The organism is Pseudomonas sp. GW821-FHT10B02 (genome assembly GCF_059415665.1).
The window spans coordinates 187,713-205,886 of the sequence record NZ_JBWKNR010000006.1 but is presented as its reverse complement, the minus strand read 5'-3'; the positions used below and the strand labels follow the sequence as shown (position 1 = coordinate 205,886).

General features: G+C 61.4%; 20 protein-coding genes. 9 read left to right on the top strand and 11 right to left on the bottom strand.

The window, feature by feature from the left end; genetic code table 11:
- Window positions 1-58 precede the first annotated feature (58 nt).
- The 4 genes from cysB to AC07OF_RS11835 form a co-directional block, all read right to left on the bottom strand.
- Window positions 59-1,033 (bottom strand): HTH-type transcriptional regulator CysB, encoded by a 975-nt coding sequence (gene cysB / locus AC07OF_RS11850; RefSeq protein WP_038609205.1) that lies wholly within the window; start codon window positions 1,031-1,033, stop codon window positions 59-61.
- 125 nt (window positions 1,034-1,158) lie between these two features.
- Entirely contained in the window at window positions 1,159-1,656 is a 498-nt protein-coding gene (locus tag AC07OF_RS11845; protein ID WP_157191893.1) for a universal stress protein, read from the bottom strand.
- Window positions 1,657-1,728: 72 nt separating this feature from the next.
- Window positions 1,729-2,658, bottom strand: a complete 930-nt coding sequence (locus tag AC07OF_RS11840; protein WP_157191892.1) for a 5'-nucleotidase — start codon at window positions 2,656-2,658, stop codon at window positions 1,729-1,731.
- A gap of 32 nt (window positions 2,659-2,690) precedes the next feature.
- Window positions 2,691-3,644: a putative 2-dehydropantoate 2-reductase gene (locus AC07OF_RS11835; protein ID WP_157191891.1), complete on the bottom strand. Its 954-nt coding sequence runs from the start codon at window positions 3,642-3,644 to the stop codon at window positions 2,691-2,693.
- A gap of 117 nt (window positions 3,645-3,761) precedes the next feature.
- Here AC07OF_RS11835 and AC07OF_RS11830 point away from each other — a divergent pair, with 117 nt between their 5' ends.
- Both AC07OF_RS11830 and AC07OF_RS11825 read left to right on the top strand, forming a co-directional pair.
- Window positions 3,762-4,208, top strand: coding sequence for a PilZ domain-containing protein (locus AC07OF_RS11830; RefSeq protein ID WP_038609193.1), 447 nt, complete (start codon window positions 3,762-3,764; stop codon window positions 4,206-4,208).
- Between the two features lie 171 nt (window positions 4,209-4,379).
- On the top strand, window positions 4,380-5,456 hold the full coding sequence (locus AC07OF_RS11825; RefSeq protein WP_157191890.1) for a 3-deoxy-7-phosphoheptulonate synthase: 1,077 nt from the start codon (window positions 4,380-4,382) through the stop codon (window positions 5,454-5,456).
- 83 nt (window positions 5,457-5,539) lie between these two features.
- Here AC07OF_RS11825 and AC07OF_RS11820 read toward each other — a convergent pair whose 3' ends face one another.
- Window positions 5,540-5,821 (bottom strand): GNAT family N-acetyltransferase, encoded by a 282-nt coding sequence (locus tag AC07OF_RS11820; RefSeq protein WP_038609187.1) that lies wholly within the window; start codon window positions 5,819-5,821, stop codon window positions 5,540-5,542.
- Between the two features lie 508 nt (window positions 5,822-6,329).
- On the opposite strand from AC07OF_RS11820, the gene oprI reads away from it, so the two are divergent.
- Entirely contained in the window at window positions 6,330-6,581 is a 252-nt protein-coding gene (gene oprI / locus AC07OF_RS11815) for an outer membrane lipoprotei OprI (protein WP_003259780.1), read from the top strand.
- 130 nt (window positions 6,582-6,711) lie between these two features.
- Here the strand turns inward: oprI and AC07OF_RS11810 are convergent, their stop codons facing one another.
- The 3 genes from AC07OF_RS11810 to AC07OF_RS11800 all read right to left on the bottom strand — a co-directional run bounded on the left by AC07OF_RS11810 (window position 6,712) and on the right by AC07OF_RS11800 (window position 8,748).
- On the bottom strand, window positions 6,712-7,683 hold the full coding sequence (locus tag AC07OF_RS11810; RefSeq protein WP_038609182.1) for a L,D-transpeptidase family protein: 972 nt from the start codon (window positions 7,681-7,683) through the stop codon (window positions 6,712-6,714).
- A 121-nt stretch (window positions 7,684-7,804) separates the two neighbouring features.
- The gene (locus AC07OF_RS11805; protein ID WP_038609179.1) at window positions 7,805-8,086 is read right to left on the bottom strand and encodes a hypothetical protein; all 282 of its coding nucleotides are present in this window, start codon (window positions 8,084-8,086) and stop codon (window positions 7,805-7,807) included.
- A 56-nt stretch (window positions 8,087-8,142) separates the two neighbouring features.
- The gene (locus AC07OF_RS11800; protein ID WP_157191889.1) at window positions 8,143-8,748 is read right to left on the bottom strand and encodes an arylesterase; all 606 of its coding nucleotides are present in this window, start codon (window positions 8,746-8,748) and stop codon (window positions 8,143-8,145) included.
- Window positions 8,749-8,758: 10 nt separating this feature from the next.
- Here AC07OF_RS11800 and AC07OF_RS11795 point away from each other — a divergent pair, with 10 nt between their 5' ends.
- The 3 genes from AC07OF_RS11795 (at window position 8,759) to greB (ending at window position 12,525) form a co-directional block, all read left to right on the top strand.
- Window positions 8,759-9,442 carry an ABC transporter ATP-binding protein gene (locus AC07OF_RS11795; RefSeq protein ID WP_028941428.1) on the top strand — a complete coding sequence of 228 codons (684 nt, stop codon included), beginning with the start codon at window positions 8,759-8,761 and terminating at the stop codon, window positions 9,440-9,442.
- Entirely contained in the window at window positions 9,442-11,952 is a 2,511-nt protein-coding gene (locus AC07OF_RS11790) for an ABC transporter permease (protein WP_495072911.1), read from the top strand. Before AC07OF_RS11795 ends, AC07OF_RS11790 begins: the two co-directional genes overlap by 1 nt.
- A gap of 78 nt (window positions 11,953-12,030) precedes the next feature.
- On the top strand, window positions 12,031-12,525 hold the full coding sequence (gene greB, locus AC07OF_RS11785; RefSeq protein WP_157191887.1) for a transcription elongation factor GreB: 495 nt from the start codon (window positions 12,031-12,033) through the stop codon (window positions 12,523-12,525).
- Window positions 12,526-12,544: 19 nt separating this feature from the next.
- Here the strand turns inward: greB and AC07OF_RS11780 are convergent, their stop codons facing one another.
- The 3 genes from AC07OF_RS11780 to AC07OF_RS11770 form a co-directional block, all read right to left on the bottom strand.
- On the bottom strand, window positions 12,545-12,853 hold the full coding sequence (locus AC07OF_RS11780) for a hypothetical protein (protein WP_038609161.1): 309 nt from the start codon (window positions 12,851-12,853) through the stop codon (window positions 12,545-12,547).
- 264 nt (window positions 12,854-13,117) lie between these two features.
- Window positions 13,118-13,552 carry a DoxX family protein gene (locus tag AC07OF_RS11775; protein ID WP_157191886.1) on the bottom strand — a complete coding sequence of 145 codons (435 nt, stop codon included), beginning with the start codon at window positions 13,550-13,552 and terminating at the stop codon, window positions 13,118-13,120.
- Window positions 13,553-13,655: 103 nt separating this feature from the next.
- A complete protein-coding gene (locus AC07OF_RS11770) occupies window positions 13,656-15,080 on the bottom strand; it encodes an MltF family protein (RefSeq protein WP_495072910.1) in 1,425 nt (474 codons plus the stop codon).
- Between the two features lie 158 nt (window positions 15,081-15,238).
- Between AC07OF_RS11770 and AC07OF_RS11765 the strand changes: the two genes are divergently transcribed.
- The 3 genes from AC07OF_RS11765 (at window position 15,239) to AC07OF_RS11755 (ending at window position 18,048) form a co-directional block, all read left to right on the top strand.
- Window positions 15,239-16,045 carry a TatD family hydrolase gene (locus tag AC07OF_RS11765; RefSeq protein ID WP_476445578.1) on the top strand — a complete coding sequence of 269 codons (807 nt, stop codon included), beginning with the start codon at window positions 15,239-15,241 and terminating at the stop codon, window positions 16,043-16,045.
- Window positions 16,046-16,131: 86 nt separating this feature from the next.
- On the top strand, window positions 16,132-17,610 hold the full coding sequence (locus tag AC07OF_RS11760; protein WP_495072909.1) for a methyl-accepting chemotaxis protein: 1,479 nt from the start codon (window positions 16,132-16,134) through the stop codon (window positions 17,608-17,610).
- Between the two features lie 75 nt (window positions 17,611-17,685).
- Window positions 17,686-18,048 (top strand): Mpo1-like protein, encoded by a 363-nt coding sequence (locus tag AC07OF_RS11755; RefSeq protein WP_157191882.1) that lies wholly within the window; start codon window positions 17,686-17,688, stop codon window positions 18,046-18,048.
- The last annotated feature ends 126 nt before the right edge of the window (window positions 18,049-18,174 follow it).

The following is an 18,174-nucleotide window of genomic DNA, read 5'->3' as shown; positions in this document are numbered from 1 at the left end:
AACCGAGGACAAGAAAAAACCGGCACGATGGCCGGTTTTTTCATGCCTGCTGCTGGTATCAATGCACCGGCAACTCGACATCCGCAAACAGCTCTTCAAGCTCTTGCTTGTTGTGGCACTGGATGGCCTTGGCCATCACTTCACGGGTCAGGTGCGGGGCAAACTTCTCGATGAAGTCGCACATGAAGCCACGCAGGAACGTGCCACGACGGAAGCCGATCTTGGTCACGCTGGACTCGAACAGTTCGCTGGCATCAAGGACCACCAGGTCATTGTCGAGCTTGGTATCGACCGCCATCTTGGCCACGATGCCCACGCCCAGACCCAGGCGTACATAGGTTTTGATAACGTCGGCGTCAGCGGCGGTGAACACCACTTTCGGGGTCAGGCCGCGATGACTGAAGGCTTCGTCAAGCTTGGAGCGGCCGGTGAAACCGAACACATAAGTAACGATCGGGTATTCGGCCAGGGCTTCGAGGGTCAGCTTGGGCAACTTGGTCAGCGGATGGCCTTGCGGCACCACCACGCAACGATTCCAGCGATAGCACGGCATCATGACCAGGTCACCGAACAGTTCCAGGGCTTCGGTGGCAATGGCAAAATCGACGGTGCCGTCGGCAGCCATTTCAGCGATCTGCATCGGCGAACCCTGATGCATGTGCAAGGCCACTTCCGGGTACTGCTTGATGAAGCTGCTGATCACCGGTGGCAACGCATAGCGCGCCTGGGTGTGGGTGGTGGCAATCGACAGGGTGCCCTTCTTCTCGTTGGAGAATTCCTGAGCAATCTGCTTGATGCTTTCAACCTTGCGCAGGATCTCGCCAGCGGTGGTGATGATACGCTCACCGGCCGGGGTCACGCGGGTCAGGTGCTTGCCGCTGCGGGCGAACACTTCAACGCCCAATTCGTCCTCGAGCAAGCGGATCTGCTTGCTGATACCCGGCTGGGACGTATACAGACTCTGCGCTGTCGCGGAGACGTTGAGGTCGTGGTGCGCCACTTCCCAGATGTAGCGCAATTGTTGAAGCTTCATAGGTATCCCTCAAATCAGCTGGGGCGTCACCGGCAGCAGCGACGATTTATAACTATATTAGTGGTTTGAAGAATAAATCTAGAACTATTTTAACAGTCTAGTAGGAATCCACTGACAAGGCAGCCCTAAGCCTTCCGACGCCCCAGGTGCTGGGCCAACGGCACCATGTACACCGGTACTGGCGAAAGCTGCAGCAGACGCACCGCCGTGCGGCCGATAGGAATATCAACACCCGCCCCCTGGCTATGGCTGCCAAAGATCAGCAGGTCGACACTCAGGCGCTGCGCCTGCTCCAGAATCACCTGGGCCGGATCGCCCTGGCGCACCCGCACCGCCTTGATCAGCGCCAGCTCCGCTTCTTCGCCCAGCTCGTCACGAAAGTTTTCCAGAACTCGCTGCTCGATATTGGCCATGACGTTGTTGACCCCCTGGCTGTGCAGTTGGTCCAACGTCTGCTCGTCCAGATAGCTTTGCAGCAGCGACTCGGCGAATTGCCCCATGGGCTCGACGGCGTGGATCACATAAAGCTCCGCATTGAACGTGCGCGCCAATGCCAGCGCGTGTTGCAGGACAAAAGGCGCGTAGACACCGAGGTCAGTGGCATACAGCATGGAACGGATCATTCGACCTCCTCGACTGCCGCGTGGGCAGAGCAAGCTTCAGCTTAGCAGCGCGCCGATGTCGTGCCGTTCCGTCTAGCGCCCGGTATCCACGGCCTGGCCCAGGGTCGGTTCGTTGCTGATGCCATGCGGCACATGGCCAGTTGCGACAACGCTGCGCGCCCGCTCGCAATGACCGGCCTGGTCGTCGAAGAACACATCGGCGGCGAAGGCCTCAAGGAACGCCGACTTGTCCAGACCGCCCAGGAACAGCGACTCGTCAAGACGGATATCCCACTCGCGCAACGTGCGGATCACCCGTTCGTGCGCGGGCGCTGAACGTGCGGTGACCAACGCCGTGCGGATCGGACAGGTGCCTTCGGGGAATTCCTTCTGCAGCAGGTTAAGCGCGGCGAGGAACGGCTTGAACGGTCCGCCTCGCAATGGTTCGCGGGCCGATTGGCGCTCACTGGCCTGAAACGCCTCCAGCCCACCCAATTGATAGACCCGTTCCGACTCGTCGGAGAACAGCACAGCGTCTCCGTCGAAAGCGATGCGCAATTCATCGCTGGCGGCTCGTTGCGCACCTCCAGACAAGATGGTCGCCGCAGCGAACCCGGCTTCAAGCGCACTGCGCACATCGTCCGCATCGGTCGACAGGAACAGATGACAGCCGAAAGCCGCCAGATACGGATACGGACTGCGCCCACCAACAAAGGCAGCACGGTAGATACCCAGACCGTGATGCTCGATGGAGTTGAACACACGTAAACCAGTATCGGCACTGTTACGCGACACCAGCACCACCTCGACCCGCGGCTGGCCAAGACGAGCGTTAAGGCCCAACAGCTTTTGCACCAGCGGGAAGGCGTCACCGGGTGCCAGTACTTCGTCCTCGTGATCGATCTGATACTGGCGGTAGGCCTCGACTCCCTCTGCCAGGTAAAGGCGATGACTTTCGCTGAGGTCGAACAGCGCCCGCGAGGAGATGGCGACCACCAGTTTGTCGCCGAGATTCTTGCTCATGTGTTGCTCCTCTTGTGCGCTCTATGCGGGCTTCAGCGCTGTAGATTATGCCGGTCAATAAAGCCCAGCGCCTGATACAACGCCTCAATGCGCGGCAAGCTGCAACCCGCCGCACGCGCTTGCGCCAACGGCTCGGCATAGATTGCTGCCAGCTCCAGCGGCCGCTGCTGGGCAAAGTCGTGGTACATGCTCGGCCAATAGTCCGGCATCTTTTCCGTTACGGCGAACAGATGCTCAGCATAGCCCTGGGGCAACTCGTGGCCACAGCTACGCGCGCCCTCCACCACCTCTGCCATCAGCGCCTGGATCAGCTCACGGCTCTGCGCATCCGCCATCAACGGCGTGGTGCTGGCCCTGAGCAGGACGGACAGACCGTTGTAAGGCACATTCCACACCAGCTTTTGCCAGCGCGCCTGGGCCAGGTTGCTCATGGCCTGCGAGTCGATGCCAGCCGCGCGGAACAGCTCGGCACCCGCTTCGACCACATGCTGACGCGCGGCGGCATCGGCAGCCGGGCCGCTGTGATACCCCAGGTTCACCGCCCCGAGGGATTGATGGCGGACCACGCCAGGCGCCTCGCGATTGACGCAGATAAAACACAAACCGCCCAGCAGGTGCAGATGGGCCGGTAACAACGGACGCAGACTCTCCTCGACACCCAGGCCATTCTGTAACAGCACCACTTTGCAATCGCTGGCCGCAGCCTTGGCGATCAACGGTGCCAGCTCGGCATTGCTGGTGGTCTTGGCGCCCACCAGCAACCAGTCGCAGGGCGGCATGTCGGCGACATCGGCATAAGCCTGCACCGGCATTTGCAGCGTGCCATGAACTGCGCTTTCGACCCGAATCCCGTTGGCGCTGACCGCATCGAACTCGCTACGCAGAAGGAAATGCACATCGAACCCGGCCCGGGCCAGCATCAAGCCGTAGTAACCGCCAATGGCGCCGGTACCGATGATGCCAATACGCGGACTGCTGGTGTTCATCCTGCTCTCCTTTAACCGTTCATTTTTTGTTCAATTTTTTTACACGCAAATCAAGCGCTTTACGAACCTTCACTATACTGAGGCGAACAAGGTCAAAAAATCGACACGGAGTCGATCATGCGTGGATACCTGCCCCACCCGGACGATGTTCCGGTCGTACTGGCGCTGCGCCAGTCGCCCAGCCTGTTTCGCCAGCGCCTGCACACTATCAGCCTGGGCGGTATCGCCTGCAACCATCCCCGCGCCTACCGCCGCGGCATGGCCATCGAAATGATCATCCCTTCCCTCGGTGAATCAGCCCGTTACCCAGGCTACGTGGCCTGGTGCCAGAAGCAGCAGGACGGCTACCGGGTTGGCATCGCCTTTGTTGATGAACAGGCGCTGTTCGGGGCCAGAATGAGCGAACAGGTCTGCCAGATTCAGCACCTCTACCAGCAGCAAGCCCTCGACCAAAGCACCCCGCCCGACCTCAATGCCCTTGCCGAGCAATGGGTCAGCCTGCACGCCGGCGAATTCTCCGAAGCCAACCTTGAGGCCACCCATACCCGCCAGATTCTCGTTTAACTGCAAAAAACCCTGCGCCAGCAGGCTTTCACACGCAGGAAAGCGGGCTCTACCCATTGTCGAGCCACGGTGTAACGCGCTAAGGTTCGGCTCCCCGCTGCGTACAATTTTCGCTGCTCCGCCGCACGGGGATCGCTGGCGGCCGGCACCCGTGACCTGACGAGTAACACGATGGCTGATTTACCGATCGATGACCTAAACGTTGCCTCCAACGAGACCTTGATCACCCCCGATCAGCTCAAGAAGGAAATTCCCCTGAGCGCCACCGCGCTCAAGACCGTGACTGCGGGCCGTGAAGTGGTGCGCAACATCCTCGACGGCAAGGATCACCGCCTGTTCGTGGTGATCGGTCCCTGCTCGATCCACGACATCAAAGCCGCTCACGAATACGCCGAGCGCCTCAAGGCCCTCGCTGCCGAAGTGTCCGACACCCTGTACCTGGTCATGCGTGTGTACTTCGAGAAGCCGCGCACCACGGTCGGCTGGAAAGGCCTGATCAACGATCCGTACCTGGACGACTCGTTCAAGATTCAGGACGGCCTGCACATCGGCCGCCAGTTGCTGCTGGACCTGGCGGAAATGGGCCTGCCTACCGCGACCGAAGCCCTCGACCCGATCTCGCCGCAGTACCTGCAGGACCTGATCAGTTGGTCGGCCATCGGTGCGCGTACTACCGAATCGCAGACCCACCGCGAAATGGCTTCGGGCCTGTCGTCGGCCGTCGGCTTCAAGAACGGCACCGATGGCGGCCTGACCGTGGCAATCAATGCCTTGCAGTCGGTCTCCAGCCCTCACCGCTTCCTCGGTATCAACCAGGAAGGCGGCGTGTCCATCGTCACCACCAAAGGCAACGCCTACGGTCACGTGGTACTGCGCGGCGGCAACGGCAAACCGAACTACGACTCGGTCAGTGTCGCCCTGTGCGAACAAGCGCTGGCCAAGGCCAAGATCAAGCCGAACATCATGGTCGACTGCAGCCACGCCAATTCCAACAAGGACCCGGCCCTGCAGCCGCTGGTGATGGAAAACGTCGCCAACCAGATCCTCGAAGGCAACCAGTCGATCATCGGCCTGATGGTCGAAAGCCACTTGAACTGGGGCTGCCAGGCGATTCCGAAGGACCTCAACGACCTGCAGTACGGTGTTTCCATCACCGACGCCTGCATCGACTGGGACGCCACCGAGAAGACCCTGCGTAGCATGCACGCCAAGCTCAAGGACGTGCTGCCCAAGCGCAACCGCACCTGACAGGCAGACACAAAAACGCCGGGCTAAGCCCGGCGTTTTTGTATGTGCGTTGAACGGCAGCAGCAGGCTGCCCTTCGCGATTCTCAGGCTTTGCTGGAGTGCCGCTGCTGGCGCTCCATGTAACGTTCCACGTACGAGCATGACGGAATCACGGTGTAGCCCATGTCTTCAGCGTACTGCAACGCCTTCTCGGTCAGCGCCGCGGCAATACCCCGGCCCCGCAACGCATTGGGAACAAAGGTGCGGTAGATATCCAGGGTTTGCTTACCCAGGTCCATGTAGGTCAGGTAAGCACGATGACCGTCCACACTGGTCTCGAATTGATGACCAGCCTGGTCATGGTGGATGGACAACGCCTCGCTCATCACTACTCCTCGCGGGTCTTATGATTTGACCCCTACCTTACCGATGTTTATCCGGCGAAGGAACCTCTACGCCACCCCGTGCCCGTTTGGACAGCAAGAACAGCTTGGTCGTTCTCTGGCAAAAGAGCACGTACAAATAGTAGGCGCCCCGGGCCCGAATGCTCAAGGTGTCTGGTCGCAAAAATCGTGCACTAGCAGTCAGCGAACCAGACAGCGGGCAGCGCCCTGAACACTTGCCGGATGTTGTAGAGCTAAGACGTTGGATGACACTTTAAGTCACCGTTAGTTCAACAAAAAAACACACTTGCTACACTAGATTACAGCCGCTGCGGCGGCGCCTTCACAGTTTTTTTACAAAGGCTGTGGCGGCCCCGGGACAGGCGTATTTTTTTGCAGTTCTTGCGCTCTGTCAGTTTACTTACTACAAGTAATGGGTACTATGTACACCGGCTAGTTTCTCTTTGCTGAGAGATGGCTATTTAATAGAAAGTCCTTGAAGGGGAACACGATGAACAACGTTCTGAAATTTTCTGCTCTGGCTCTGGCCGCAGTTCTGGCTACCGGTTGCAGCAGCGTATCCAAAGAAACTGAAGCTCGTCTGACCGCTACTGAAGACGCAGCTGCTCGTGCACAAGCTCGCGCTGACGAAGCCTACCGCAAAGCTGACGACGCTCTGGCTGCTGCTCAAAAAGCACAACAGACCGCTGACGAAGCTAACGAGCGCGCTCTGCGTATGCTGGACAAAGCCAGCCGTAAATAATTATCCCTCGGGATTTTTATTTGGAGCCGACCCACTTGTGGGTCGGCTTTTTTATTGCCTGCAAGAAAGTAACCGACAGAAACGACGAGGCCTGCACAATGGCAGGCCTCGGATGCAACAACCCCGGGGGTTACTGCATGTCTAGCGGTACGCTTGAAACCATTGGCTGCTGGCCGGTGGTTGGCACGGCGATCTCCACCGGCATGCCGTCTTCCGCGGCAACCACGTCACGCACCATGTCCCAGTTCATGCGCAGGTTGTTGGCCAGGTCTTCGCGCTTGAGCAAGGCGTTGATCACGGCGGTGTGCTTGTCGACCACCGACGGATCGCCCTTGTCGTCCAGCGGCGTGTGCGCCTCGAGGTAGACCTTGCCAGCGCTGATACCGAACTTGTACGGCTCGTTGATGATGCGTACCGGAACACCGACCGGGGCCATCTTCGACAGCTCCAGCACGTTGTTGTTGAACATGCGGAAGCAACCGTGGCTGGTGCGCATGCCGATACCGAACTTCTTGTTCGAGCCGTGAATCAGGTAACCCGGTACGCCCAGGGTGAACTTGTACGGACCCAGCGGGTTATCCGGGCCTGCCGGTACCACGGCAGGCAGGATGTCACCGTCTTCGGCGTGCTCCTTGCGGATCGAGGCCGGAGGCGTCCAGGTCGGATTCGGCGTCTTGGCCGTGACCTTGGTATTGGCGATCGGCGATCCCCAGCCTTCACGCCCGATACCCAGCGGATAGGTATGCACCACGTTCTGCCCTTTCGGGTAGAAGTACATGCGGTACTCGGCCAGGTTGATGACGATGCCTTCGCGCGGGCCTGGTGGCAGGATGAAACGGGTCGGCAGGATGATCTCGGTGCCGGCGCCTGGCAGCCAGGGGTCGACGCCCGGGTTGGCGGCGATCATTTCCAGGTAGCCCAGGTCGTTGGCCGTGCCGATATCGGCAAAGGTGTCTTCGTACTTGGCCTTGATCACCTGAACCTGACCAATGACATCTTCGCCCGGCGGTGGCAGGGGGAACTCCAGCGCAGCAACAGGACCTGCCGCCAGCAGGGCGGCCAGGGACAGGCAACGGGTGACGGCGGGAAAGCGCGGCAACATCCGGGAAATCCTTCGCTAATTCAGTGAGGTCAAGACGACAATTGTACACCGCCCCCGGCACAATCGGGAGTGATCCGGACGGAGGAAGGCGTTACAAGGGATGAAAGGTTATATCGGAGCGTTACAGTTCCGGCCATACAGGCCGCGTACCGCGGCGCTGGGCATCGAGAATGGCCCGGCACAGTGTGCACAGGCGCCGATCGCGGTAGATACCGCGCTCGACCGTGGACCAGCGCGGCTGCGCCGGCAACAAGGTACCGCACAGCGTGCGGTCGGCCGAGCCTCCCAGCTCCAGCTGACGGGCCACAAGATGGACGCGGATCTCCTGGCAGGCGAACAGGTCAAGCTGTTCGTCAGGCTCGATCAATTGATAGGCAAACAGGGACCAGGCGGGACGCGGCATCGGGGGCTCCAAATCGGGGGCGCCACATTAGCCGAAAGCCGGTCAGTATAAAAGCATCAAAGCAGCGGTTTTAGCTGCGGCCAGGCATTTTCCAGCAAGCGCGCCTGGGCGCCCTGCCCCGGATGGATACCGTCGGCCTGCATCAGCTCGGGCACACCGCCCACCCCTTCAAGGAAAAACGGTACCAGCGGCACCTGTTTTTGCGTCGCCAGATTTTCATAAACCTGAGCGAACGCATCGGTGTAACGCTTGCCGTAATTGGGCGGTAAACGCATGCCCAGCAACAGCACCTTGGCACCGGCTGCGCGGGACTCATCGATCATCGAGGCAAGATTTTGTTGCAATTGCGTTGGAAGCTGCCCGCGCAGGCCATCATTGCCACCCAGTTCCAGCACCACCAACTCCGGCTTGTGCTCTGCAAGCAGCGCAGGCAGGCGCGCCTGGCCGCCTGCACTGGTGTCGCCACTGATCGAGGCATTGACCACGGTGGCGTCGATTCCCTCGGCTTTCAGGCGTTGCTCCAGCAAGGCAACCCAGCCCTGGCGGGTATCCAGGCCGAAAGCGGCACTGATACTATCGCCGACAATCAGCACGGTACCCGCTGCTGCGCCCTGGGCCATGCACATCAAGGCCAGGCCAGCACTCAATAACCACACTCGCATCGGATTCTCCATGGGCCCCAGCATTCTCACTGCGCGGAACCTTAGCAAAGTGGTTCCCAGCGCGGAAGGCGACCTGACCATCCTGCACGAACTCTCACTGGAATTGAAACAGGGCGACAGCCTGGCCATTGTCGGGGCATCGGGTTCGGGCAAGTCGACCCTGCTCGGCCTGCTTGCCGGCCTGGACCTGCCCAGCGCCGGCTCGGTGACCCTCGCAGGCCACGACCTCGGCCCGCTGGACGAAGACCAGCGCGCGCGGGTACGTGCCGAACATGTGGGCTTCGTGTTCCAGTCGTTCCAGTTGCTCGACAGCCTTAACGCCCTGGAAAACGTCATGCTGCCCCTGGAACTGGACGGTCGCCGCGACGCCCGCGAACATGCCCGCAGCCTGCTCGAACGGGTCGGTCTGGGTCAGCGCCTGAGCCACTCGCCACGGCAATTGTCGGGTGGCGAGCAGCAGCGCGTGGCCATCGCCCGAGCCTTTGCTGCGGAACCTGCGGTGCTGTTCGCCGACGAGCCGACCGGCAACCTCGACAGCCACACCGGCGAGCGTATCAGCGACCTGCTGTTCGAGTTGAACAAGGAACGCGGTACCACCCTGGTACTGGTCACCCATGACGAACGTCTGGCCCAGCGCTGCCGTCGTCTGATCCGCCTGGACGCCGGCCACCTGGTCGCGCCGCTGGAGCCCTGATGGCCCGCCTGCCGTTTTTCCGCCTGTTCGCCCTGGCCCTGCGCCAGTTGCTGCGCGACGCCCGTGCCGGCGAGCTGCGCGTGCTGTTCTTCGCCCTGCTGGTGGCAGTGGCCGCCAGCACCGCGATCGGCTACTTCGGTGCCCGCCTCAACGGCGCCATGCTGCTTCGCGCCACTGAGTTCCTCGGCGCCGACCTGGTATTGCAAGGCAGCTCGCCAGCCCGGCCCGAACAGATCGCCAGTGGCAAGTCCGCCGGGCTGCTGCACGCCCAGGTGGTTGAATTCTCCAGCGTGATTGCCACCGATAACGGCATCCAGTTGTCGAGCATCAAGGCAGCCGACAACGCCTATCCACTGCGCGGCGAACTGCGCAGCGCTGCCGAACCCTATGCCAGTGAAACCAGCGGCAGCGGGCCGGCACCGGGCGAGGCCTGGGTCGAACCGCGACTGTTGGCGGCCCTGAACCTGAAAATCGGCGACAGTATCGACGTCGGCATGAAAACTTTGCGCATGAGCCGGGTGCTGACCTACGAGCCTGACCGCGCCGGCAACTTCTACAGCCTGACACCGCGCGTGCTGATCAACCTTGCCGACCTCGACGCCACTGGCGTGGTGCAACCTGGCAGCCGGGTCAGTTACCGTGATCTCTGGCGCGGTGAACCCGAGGCCCTGGCCAGTTACCGAGACAGCATCAGCAAAGACCTGGCGCCAAACCAGCGCCTGCAGGATTCGCGCGACGGTAACCGGCAGATCGGCGGTGCCCTGGGCAAAGCTGAACGCTATCTGAACATGGCCAGCCTGGTTGCGGTGCTGCTGGCTGGCGTCGCTGTGGCCTTGTCGGCCAGCCGCTTTGCCACCCGCCGATTTGATGCCAGCGCCCTGCTACGTTGCCTGGGGCTGTCGCGGCGCCAGGCACTGAGCCTGTTCTGCCTGCAGCTGGCAATCCTCGGCAGCCTGGCCGCCTTGGGTGGCGCGTTGCTCGGCTGGCTGGCACAGCTCGGTCTGTTCAAGCTGCTGCAAGGCCTGATGCCCGCGCAGATCCCGCCCGGTGGACTGGCCCCCGCGCTGGCCGGGATCGCTACCGGCATGGTCGCTCTGGCGGGTTTTGCACTGCCGCCACTGGCCGCCTTGGGCCGGGTGCCACCGCTGCGCGTGCTGCGCCGCGACTTGCTGCCGGTGCCAGCGAGTAGCTGGCTGGTGTACGGCGCCGCCCTGCTCGCCCTGGGCCTGATCATGTGGCGTTTGAGCCTCGACCTGCTGCTGACCTTTGCCCTGCTCGGCGGCGGCCTGGTGGCGGCGGTACTCCTCGGCGGCCTGCTATTGCTCGGCCTGCGCAGCCTGCGGCGCTTGCTTGCCGGCTCGCCATTGGCCTGGCGCCTGGGCCTGGGCCAACTGTTACGCCACCCGCTGGCAGCTGCCGGACAATCCCTGGCCTTCGGCCTGATCCTGTTGGCCATGGCGCTGATCGCCTTGCTGCGTGCCGAACTGCTCGACACCTGGCAAAACCAGTTGCCCAAGGACGCGCCGAACTACTTCGCCCTGAACATTCTGCCCGACGACAAAAACACCTTCGCCCAGCGCCTGAACGAATTTTCCGCCGAAGCCGCACCGCTTTACCCGGTCATTCCCGGGCGTCTGACCGAAATTAACGGCCAGGCCGTGCAGCAGATCGTCAGCAAGGAGTCCACCGGCGATCGCGCCGTACAGCGCGACCTGAGCCTGACCTGGGCCGCCGACCTGCCCCAGGGCAACGCCCTGAGCGAAGGCCAGTGGTGGCAGGCCAGCCCTGGCAGTGGCAATGGCCTGCCCGGCGTGTCGGTTGAGAGCGAACTGGCGCAGAACCTCAAGCTGAAACTTGGCGACCAGCTCACCTTCAGCATCGGTGGCCAGCAGCGCCAGGCGGTGGTCAGCAGCCTGCGCACAGTCAACTGGGACAGTTTCCAGCCGAACTTCTACATGATCTTCCAGCCCGGCACGTTGCAGAATTTGCCCACCACCTACCTGACCAGCTTCTTCCTCGCCGCCGGCCACGATCAGCAGGTGGTGGCATTGTCGCGGGCGTTCCCGGCAGTCACCATCCTGCAGGTCGATGCACTGCTCGAACAGCTACGCAGCATCCTCGCCCAGGTCACCCTGGCGGTTGAGTATGTGCTGTTGTTTGTCCTTGCGGCGGGGCTGGCAGTGTTGTTTGCCGGCCTGCAGGCGACACTGGACGAGCGCATTCGCCAAGGCGCCCTGTTGCGTGCACTGGGCGCCGGGCGCAGCCTGCTGATCAAGGCCCGGCGCATCGAGTTCGGCTTGCTGGGTGCCGCCAGCGGTTTACTGGCGGCCATCGGCTGTGAGCTGATCACCCTGCTGCTGTACCGCTACGCCTTCGACCTGAGCTGGAGTCCACATCCATGGTTGCTGTTGCTGCCGGTTATCGGTGCTTTGCTGGTGGGTGGTGCCGGGGTCTACGGCACTCGCCGTGCACTCAATGCCAGCCCGCTTAAAGTACTGCGTGAAGGCTGACAGAAAGCAGGTGGTATTGGCGGGATATCGTTAGAATCCGTACATCTCTCGCCATACCGACCCCATGAAGGACCAAGCGTGGCTACAAACATCATCACCCGAGAAGGTTACGAGGCGCTGAAAAGCGAGCTGGATCACCTTTGGCGCACTTACCGCCCCGAGATTACCGCCAAGGTTGCCTGGGCCGCGTCACTGGGCGACCGTAGTGAAAACGCCGACTATCAGTACAACAAGAAGCTGTTGCGGGAAATCGACAGGCGCGTGCGCTACCTGCGCAAACGCCTGGAGGACGCGAAAGTCGTCGATTATTCGCCTGAGCAGGAAGGCAAGGTGTTCTTCGGCGCCTGGGTAGAGATCGAGAACGACGAAGGCGAGATCAAGACCTTCAGGATCGTCGGCTACGACGAGATCTATGGGCGAAACGACTACATCTCCATCGACTCGCCCATGGCCCGCGCGCTGCTGAAGAAAGGCAAGGATGACGAGGTGGTTGTGCAAACGCCTGGAGGTGAAGCCACCTGGTACATCAACAGTGTCACCTACAAGCCACCCGCTTCCCCCAAAGATACATAACTCAGTGTAAAACTGGCGATCAACCGCGGGTGATCAAGCCTTGCCGCGCAACGCGGGTCAGGTGCCCGATCACCTCGGCGGCGTCTTCAGCGCTGGGCGACTGGATCACAGCCAGGTCGAAGCGGTCGCTGGCGAACTGGTCAAGGGAAGCGCGGGTGTCGGCGAACTGAATCAGAAATGCGGTGGCGCTGCCTTTGCGGCGCGGCCAGCCATCGAGAAATCGCAGGAGTGTAGGTTGGTGGCTACCGCCCAGCAAAATGCGCGGCACACGGGTGGCCTGGCTGGCAGGCAGAGGGGTCAGACAGACACTGGTACGTGGACAACTCATGGAGTAATTCTCCGCCTCGCAGATCCCGCTGGGCTGCGGTGGGAGGCGTCACCGAACCAGCGCTTTAGCGGTATTCGGTGAACCACATGGGGTTCTCCTGCGCCCCGCAAGTAGCTGTTTAAATCGGCGCAAGTCAGCATCCTAGAGAAGCCGCGGGCGAGCTGTCAACACGATGGCGCACAAAAATACGGCAACGTGCCGGGTTTGAAGGCGTGGGCGTAAGGCGACCGCCCGGGTCGCCTTTTTGCCTGAGGTGGATTTGATTCAGCGCGCTATCAATCGATCCAGCGATGCATTACCCGCACCTTCAATCAATACCGCCACGGTACCTGCCATCAGCGCCAAGGCAAACTCATAGCCGTTGTTGGCCATGAACAGGCCATTGCTGATGTGCACCGAGAAGATGGCTACGATCAGGGTGATGGTCAGTGCTACAGCGGCCGGTCGTACCAGCAGGCCAATGACCAGCGCCAGGCCACCGAAGAATTCGGCACTACCCGACAACAACGCCATCAGCAATCCCGGCGCCAGGCCCAGGCTTTCCATGAATTGGGCAGTCCCGGCCAAGCCGCCACCGCCAAACAGACCAAACAGTTTTTGTGCGCCATGAGCCATGAAGATGACCCCGACGATGATGCGGATGACACTCAGACCCCAGCTGGCTCGGCTAGCAAATACGGCGTTGAGAGTGGTGTTCATGAAGACTTCCTTGGTTCGGTGTGAGGTGGTGTGGGCGCCATATTAATCAAATATAGGAATGTTAAAATCGCAAAAATTGCGAAATAACAATCGAATAAATTGATTATTTTCGCCCCACTACCTTACGCCCCTGCGGCTCCAGCGACTCACGTTCACGGTCGAATGCCAGGAAGTACTTGTTAACGCTGTTGACGTAACTGACTGGCCCCATCCCCACCTGCTCCATGGCGATACGCTCGGTCTGGAAAAACCACTGATTGCCGTTCAAACCCCGGCGTCGCGCTTCAGCCCGCATCGCCTGAACCCGCTCCGGCCCCAAATTGTAGGCCGCCAGGGTAAAGGCCATACGCTCGCGCTCATTAAGCTGGTTACTGGAAAAGAATTTGCGCCGAATCATCGCCATGTAGCGCGCACTGGCCTGCACATTGCCATCGACATTACTGATGTTGCTCACCCCCACCCGCTGCGCCGCGCTGGAAGTGATTTGCATCAACCCATGGGTTCCCCCGGCACCTCGGGCCGCAGGGTTGAGCGAAGACTCCTTGAAGGCCACCGCGGCCAGGTTCAACCAATCGATATTCTGCTCACTGGCATGACGCTGCAACACCGGCCGCAGCGCTTCCAGCCGCTTGCGGTCATTGCGCGCCAACGGATTGTGCACCCGGTACAGGCGCCGATAGATACGCTCGAACGCCGCATCCTGGTTCTCCGGCGGCCGATAGCCCTGCAAGAAGCGGTCGACACTGGCATGCAACATCACCGCATCGCGCCGCACGTACCAACGCATCGCCTCGGGAGCGGCAACCTGCACCTTGCGATCGATACGCAGCTTGGGCATGACCCTGGCCCAACGCTCGGCGATTGGCTGCTCGACGACTGTCAGGTGAAAAATCCCGGCCTGGACCATTTCCAGAACATCTTCCACCGCCAATGTCGGATCGACCCATTCGACCTTGATCGGCGGCAGCTTGCGCAGGGCCAGCTTCTGGTTGATTTCATGCAGGGTATCGCCGGCGGCGCTGGCACTGGTCAGGGCCAGGGTCCGCCCGGACAGCTGCTCGACCCGCTGAAAGCTGCGTTCGCCCTTGCGTCCCACCAGCACCATGGGCACGTTGTCCACCACCGGATCGCTGGCCACCAGGCCACGGGTAGAGGTGGGGTCGAGCAGTTCGCCCGGCGCCACCAGATCGGCTTCGCCGCGCTGCAGCGCCGCCAGCAGTTGCTCCTTGGCCCGCGGAATGACTTTCAGGCGGATTTCCTGGCCATCGCGGGCGCGACCATTGAGGTAGTGCTCAAAGGCACGCAGACGGTGATATTCCACGCCCACCGGCTCGCCTTTGACTTCGCCGGAGCTGTTGCGGCTCTGGTTGACCAGCACCTTGAGGACCCGGCTGCTGCGAATCTGCGCCAGGTCGCGGGCCTGGGTTTTGCTCACCGTTTGTTGCGGACCGGGCAGGCGCGCGCTGGCCGGGCCTGCCAGAAGCAGGCCAAAGCCCAGTACGATCAACAAAAACAGCGCTCGGGTCATCCGTATCAAGGTCCGCGCGTGTGGGGTTGGCGTCATAGCCTGCGGTCACTCCATGACAATTGACCGCAAAAGACCACGACAACTCGTTGAAGTTCTTCGATTTATCGAAATTACTCGAGCTTTGCTATGCTGGCCGGCCAGCGGCCTGAGGTAGCACCATGCAACTCATCGACATCGGCGTCAATCTGACCAACCCAAGTTTTGCCGACAAACACCAAGCGATTCTCGAGCGTGCCGAGGCCGCTGGCGTGGTGCAAATGATGGTGACCGGCACCAGCCTGGAGGGCAGCGAACAGGCGCTGGAGTTGTGCCTTTCGCTGGATGAAAGTGGCCAACGGCTGTTCAGCACCGCCGGTGTTCACCCTCACGATGCCAGCCATTGGAGCAGCGACAGTGCCCGGCAGATGCGGGCCTTGCTGGAGCAGCCCCGGGTGCGTGCGGTGGGCGAATGCGGCCTGGATTTCAACCGTGATTTCTCCCCTCGTCCACAGCAGGAGAAAGCCCTGGAGGAACAACTGGCGCTGGCGGTTGAATTACAGATGCCGGTATTTCTCCATGAACGTGATGCCAGCGAGCGCCTGCTGGCGATCCTCAAGGACTACCGTGACCGCCTGCCCGCCGCGGTGGTGCATTGCTTTACCGGCGAACGCACCGCGCTGTTCGGCTACCTCGATCTCGACCTGCACATCGGCATCACCGGCTGGATCTGCGACGAGCGCCGTGGCACCCACCTGCACCCATTGGTGAGCAGTATTCCCCGGGGCCGACTGATGCTCGAAAGCGATGCGCCGTACCTGTTGCCGCGCAGCCTGCGACCAAAGCCCAAGAGCGGCCGCAACGAGCCGGCATTCCTCACCGAAGTACTGCGCGAAGTTGCCTTGCACCGGAACGAAAGCACCGAGCATCTGGCAGCTCATACCACCGCCTGCGCACGCGCCTTCTTTGCCCTGCCCGCGATTATTTGACGCATATCAAGGCGCACCCCTGCTCGGTTCGGCACAATGATGGCACCTTGCCAACAATGTTTCCGCTCAATCAGAGAAGACCTTCCATGGGTGCCTGGCTTAGCAATATCTCCCTGAAATACAAATTCTGGGCCGTCAATGCGGTGGCCTTCGTCACAACCCTGTTCCTGGTGCTGTATGCCGTGCACCTGGAACAGCAGGCCAGGGCGCAGGAAGCCCAGGCCAAGGCCCAGTCCGAGGCTCAGTTGCTGGCTGCCTGGCCGGCTGGCCAGGACCTGCCGCAAAACCCGCTGTGGCTGCAGTACCCCCCGGGGCAAGTGCCCTCGTTTGCCGATCACAACCTCGAAGCCCTGGCCAGCGCTCAGGGCTGGGTCGAACTGCAGGGGCTGGCCCTGACCGGCACCGATCCACTGAGCGGCGCCCAGGTGATCAGCCGCGACGGCCAGCAAATTGCCGTTCTCGCCCCCACCCCCAGCCTGCTTCAGGTGTTTACCGACCGCTTCACCAACTACGCGGTCTGCGTGCTGATCCTGATGCTGGCAATGCTCTGCGCCTCGCAGTTGCTGATCCGCTTCCTGCTCAGCCAGCTCAACACCCTCAAGGACGTGATGCTGCATGTCGAAAAGACCGGCGACCTCTCAGCCCGGGTGCCCTTGTCCTGTGGCGATGAGGTCGGGCAGATGGCCAGCGCCTTCAACGCCATGCAGACCACCTATCACCGCGTGGTCAACACCGTGGCGCGTACCGCCGCCCAGCTCGACTCCGGTGCCGCGCGCCTGGCCGCGAGCATGAACGACGTGCGCCACGGCATGCTCGGCCAGCAGAGCGAAACCGATCAGGCCGCCACCGCGATCAACGAGATGTCGGCCACGGTCTATCACATCGCCCAGCATGCCGGCGCCACCCGCGACCTGTCGCAGACCGCCGACACCCTGGCCGGCAGCGGCCAGGAAGTGGTCAGCCGCGTACAGACCTCGATTTCCGGATTGTCCAGCGGCGTGCAGCAGACCGCCGAAATGATTCGCCAGCTGGCCGAGGACAGCCAGAAGATCAACGGTGTGGTCGGCGTGATTCACAGCATTGCCGAGCAGACCAACCTGCTGGCCCTCAACGCGGCCATCGAAGCTGCCCGTGCTGGCGACCTGGGTCGTGGCTTTGCCGTCGTCGCCGATGAGGTGCGCAACCTGGCCAAGCGTGTGCAAACCTCCACCGACGAAATCACCACCATGGTTGCGGCGCTGCAGGCAGGCACCCGCGATGCAGTGGATTTCATGCAGGAAAGCTCGTTCAAGGCTGACGATTGCGTTCAGCAGGCCCAGGAAGCCGGTGCCGCCCTGGCCGAGATCACCAGTGCGGTCGCGCAGATGCGTGAAAGCAACACACAGATTGCCGTCGCTGCCGAGCAGCAAAGCCAGGTGGCCGAAGAAATGAACCGGGCGGTGGTGAGTATTCGCGACGTCACCGAAGAGACCGTTCAGCAGACCGTCGACTCGGCCACCACCAGCAGCGAACTGGCCACCCTGGCCGGTGAACTGAACAAGGCCATTGGCCAACTCAAGCTATAGACCCGATAGCCGGCGCTCATTGGCCCCCTGACGGGGGCCGCACTATTCTTCAGACATGGCCCTGAGGAATTTCCCATGAGCAAACGCTTGCCCAACCTGCACGCCTGGCAATGGCGTGGCTACCACCACAATCACCGCAACCCGACCAACCTGGTGTTGCACCTGATCGCTGTGCCGCTGTTCATCCTCGGCGTGCTACTGGTGCTGTCCGGGTTGTTCTCGCTGGATCTGGGGCAACTGGCCGTCGGCATCATCGCCCTGATCGCAGGCCTTGGTCTGCAGCGTCAGGGCCATCGCCTGGAAGCCGAACAACCGGAACCCTTCAGCGACCGCAAGGACGCCATCGGCCGGTTGTTGGTGGAACAGTTCATCACCTTTCCGCGCTTTGTGCTCAGTGGCGCCTGGTGGCGCGCCTGGCGCAAGCGCCATCGTCACTAGGCTCTGTGTGAAAAGTTTTGAGACGAAGGTCAGGCAAGGCGAAAACAGCCGAGGAAGCGGAGTTTACGGGTTGTAAATGAGCATTCCGAGGCTGTTTTCAACGCAGCATCACCGAGTATCAAGGCT

Excerpts from the sequence above, each read along its gene's own strand:
- cysB (WP_038609205.1), bottom strand. The coding sequence starts at position 1,033 with ATGAAGCTTCAACAATTGCGCTACATCTGGGAAGTGGCGCACCACGAC.
- AC07OF_RS11845 (WP_157191893.1), bottom strand. The coding sequence starts at position 1,656 with ATGATCCGTTCCATGCTGTATGCCACTGACCTCGGTGTCTACGCGCCT.
- AC07OF_RS11840 (WP_157191892.1), bottom strand. The coding sequence starts at position 2,658 with ATGAGCAAGAATCTCGGCGACAAACTGGTGGTCGCCATCTCCTCGCGG.
- AC07OF_RS11835 (WP_157191891.1), bottom strand. The coding sequence starts at position 3,644 with ATGAACACCAGCAGTCCGCGTATTGGCATCATCGGTACCGGCGCCATT.
- AC07OF_RS11830 (WP_038609193.1), top strand. The coding sequence starts at position 3,762 with ATGCGTGGATACCTGCCCCACCCGGACGATGTTCCGGTCGTACTGGCG.
- AC07OF_RS11825 (WP_157191890.1), top strand. The coding sequence starts at position 4,380 with ATGGCTGATTTACCGATCGATGACCTAAACGTTGCCTCCAACGAGACC.
- AC07OF_RS11820 (WP_038609187.1), bottom strand. The coding sequence starts at position 5,821 with ATGAGCGAGGCGTTGTCCATCCACCATGACCAGGCTGGTCATCAATTC.
- oprI (WP_003259780.1), top strand. The coding sequence starts at position 6,330 with ATGAACAACGTTCTGAAATTTTCTGCTCTGGCTCTGGCCGCAGTTCTG.
- AC07OF_RS11810 (WP_038609182.1), bottom strand. The coding sequence starts at position 7,683 with ATGTTGCCGCGCTTTCCCGCCGTCACCCGTTGCCTGTCCCTGGCCGCC.
- AC07OF_RS11805 (WP_038609179.1), bottom strand. The coding sequence starts at position 8,086 with ATGCCGCGTCCCGCCTGGTCCCTGTTTGCCTATCAATTGATCGAGCCT.
- AC07OF_RS11800 (WP_157191889.1), bottom strand. The coding sequence starts at position 8,748 with ATGCGAGTGTGGTTATTGAGTGCTGGCCTGGCCTTGATGTGCATGGCC.
- AC07OF_RS11795 (WP_028941428.1), top strand. The coding sequence starts at position 8,759 with ATGGGCCCCAGCATTCTCACTGCGCGGAACCTTAGCAAAGTGGTTCCC.
- AC07OF_RS11790 (WP_495072911.1), top strand. The coding sequence starts at position 9,442 with ATGGCCCGCCTGCCGTTTTTCCGCCTGTTCGCCCTGGCCCTGCGCCAG.
- AC07OF_RS11780 (WP_038609161.1), bottom strand. The coding sequence starts at position 12,853 with ATGAGTTGTCCACGTACCAGTGTCTGTCTGACCCCTCTGCCTGCCAGC.
- AC07OF_RS11775 (WP_157191886.1), bottom strand. The coding sequence starts at position 13,552 with ATGAACACCACTCTCAACGCCGTATTTGCTAGCCGAGCCAGCTGGGGT.
- AC07OF_RS11770 (WP_495072910.1), bottom strand. The coding sequence starts at position 15,080 with ATGACCCGAGCGCTGTTTTTGTTGATCGTACTGGGCTTTGGCCTGCTT.
- AC07OF_RS11765 (WP_476445578.1), top strand. The coding sequence starts at position 15,239 with ATGCAACTCATCGACATCGGCGTCAATCTGACCAACCCAAGTTTTGCC.
- AC07OF_RS11760 (WP_495072909.1), top strand. The coding sequence starts at position 16,132 with ATGGGTGCCTGGCTTAGCAATATCTCCCTGAAATACAAATTCTGGGCC.
- AC07OF_RS11755 (WP_157191882.1), top strand. The coding sequence starts at position 17,686 with ATGAGCAAACGCTTGCCCAACCTGCACGCCTGGCAATGGCGTGGCTAC.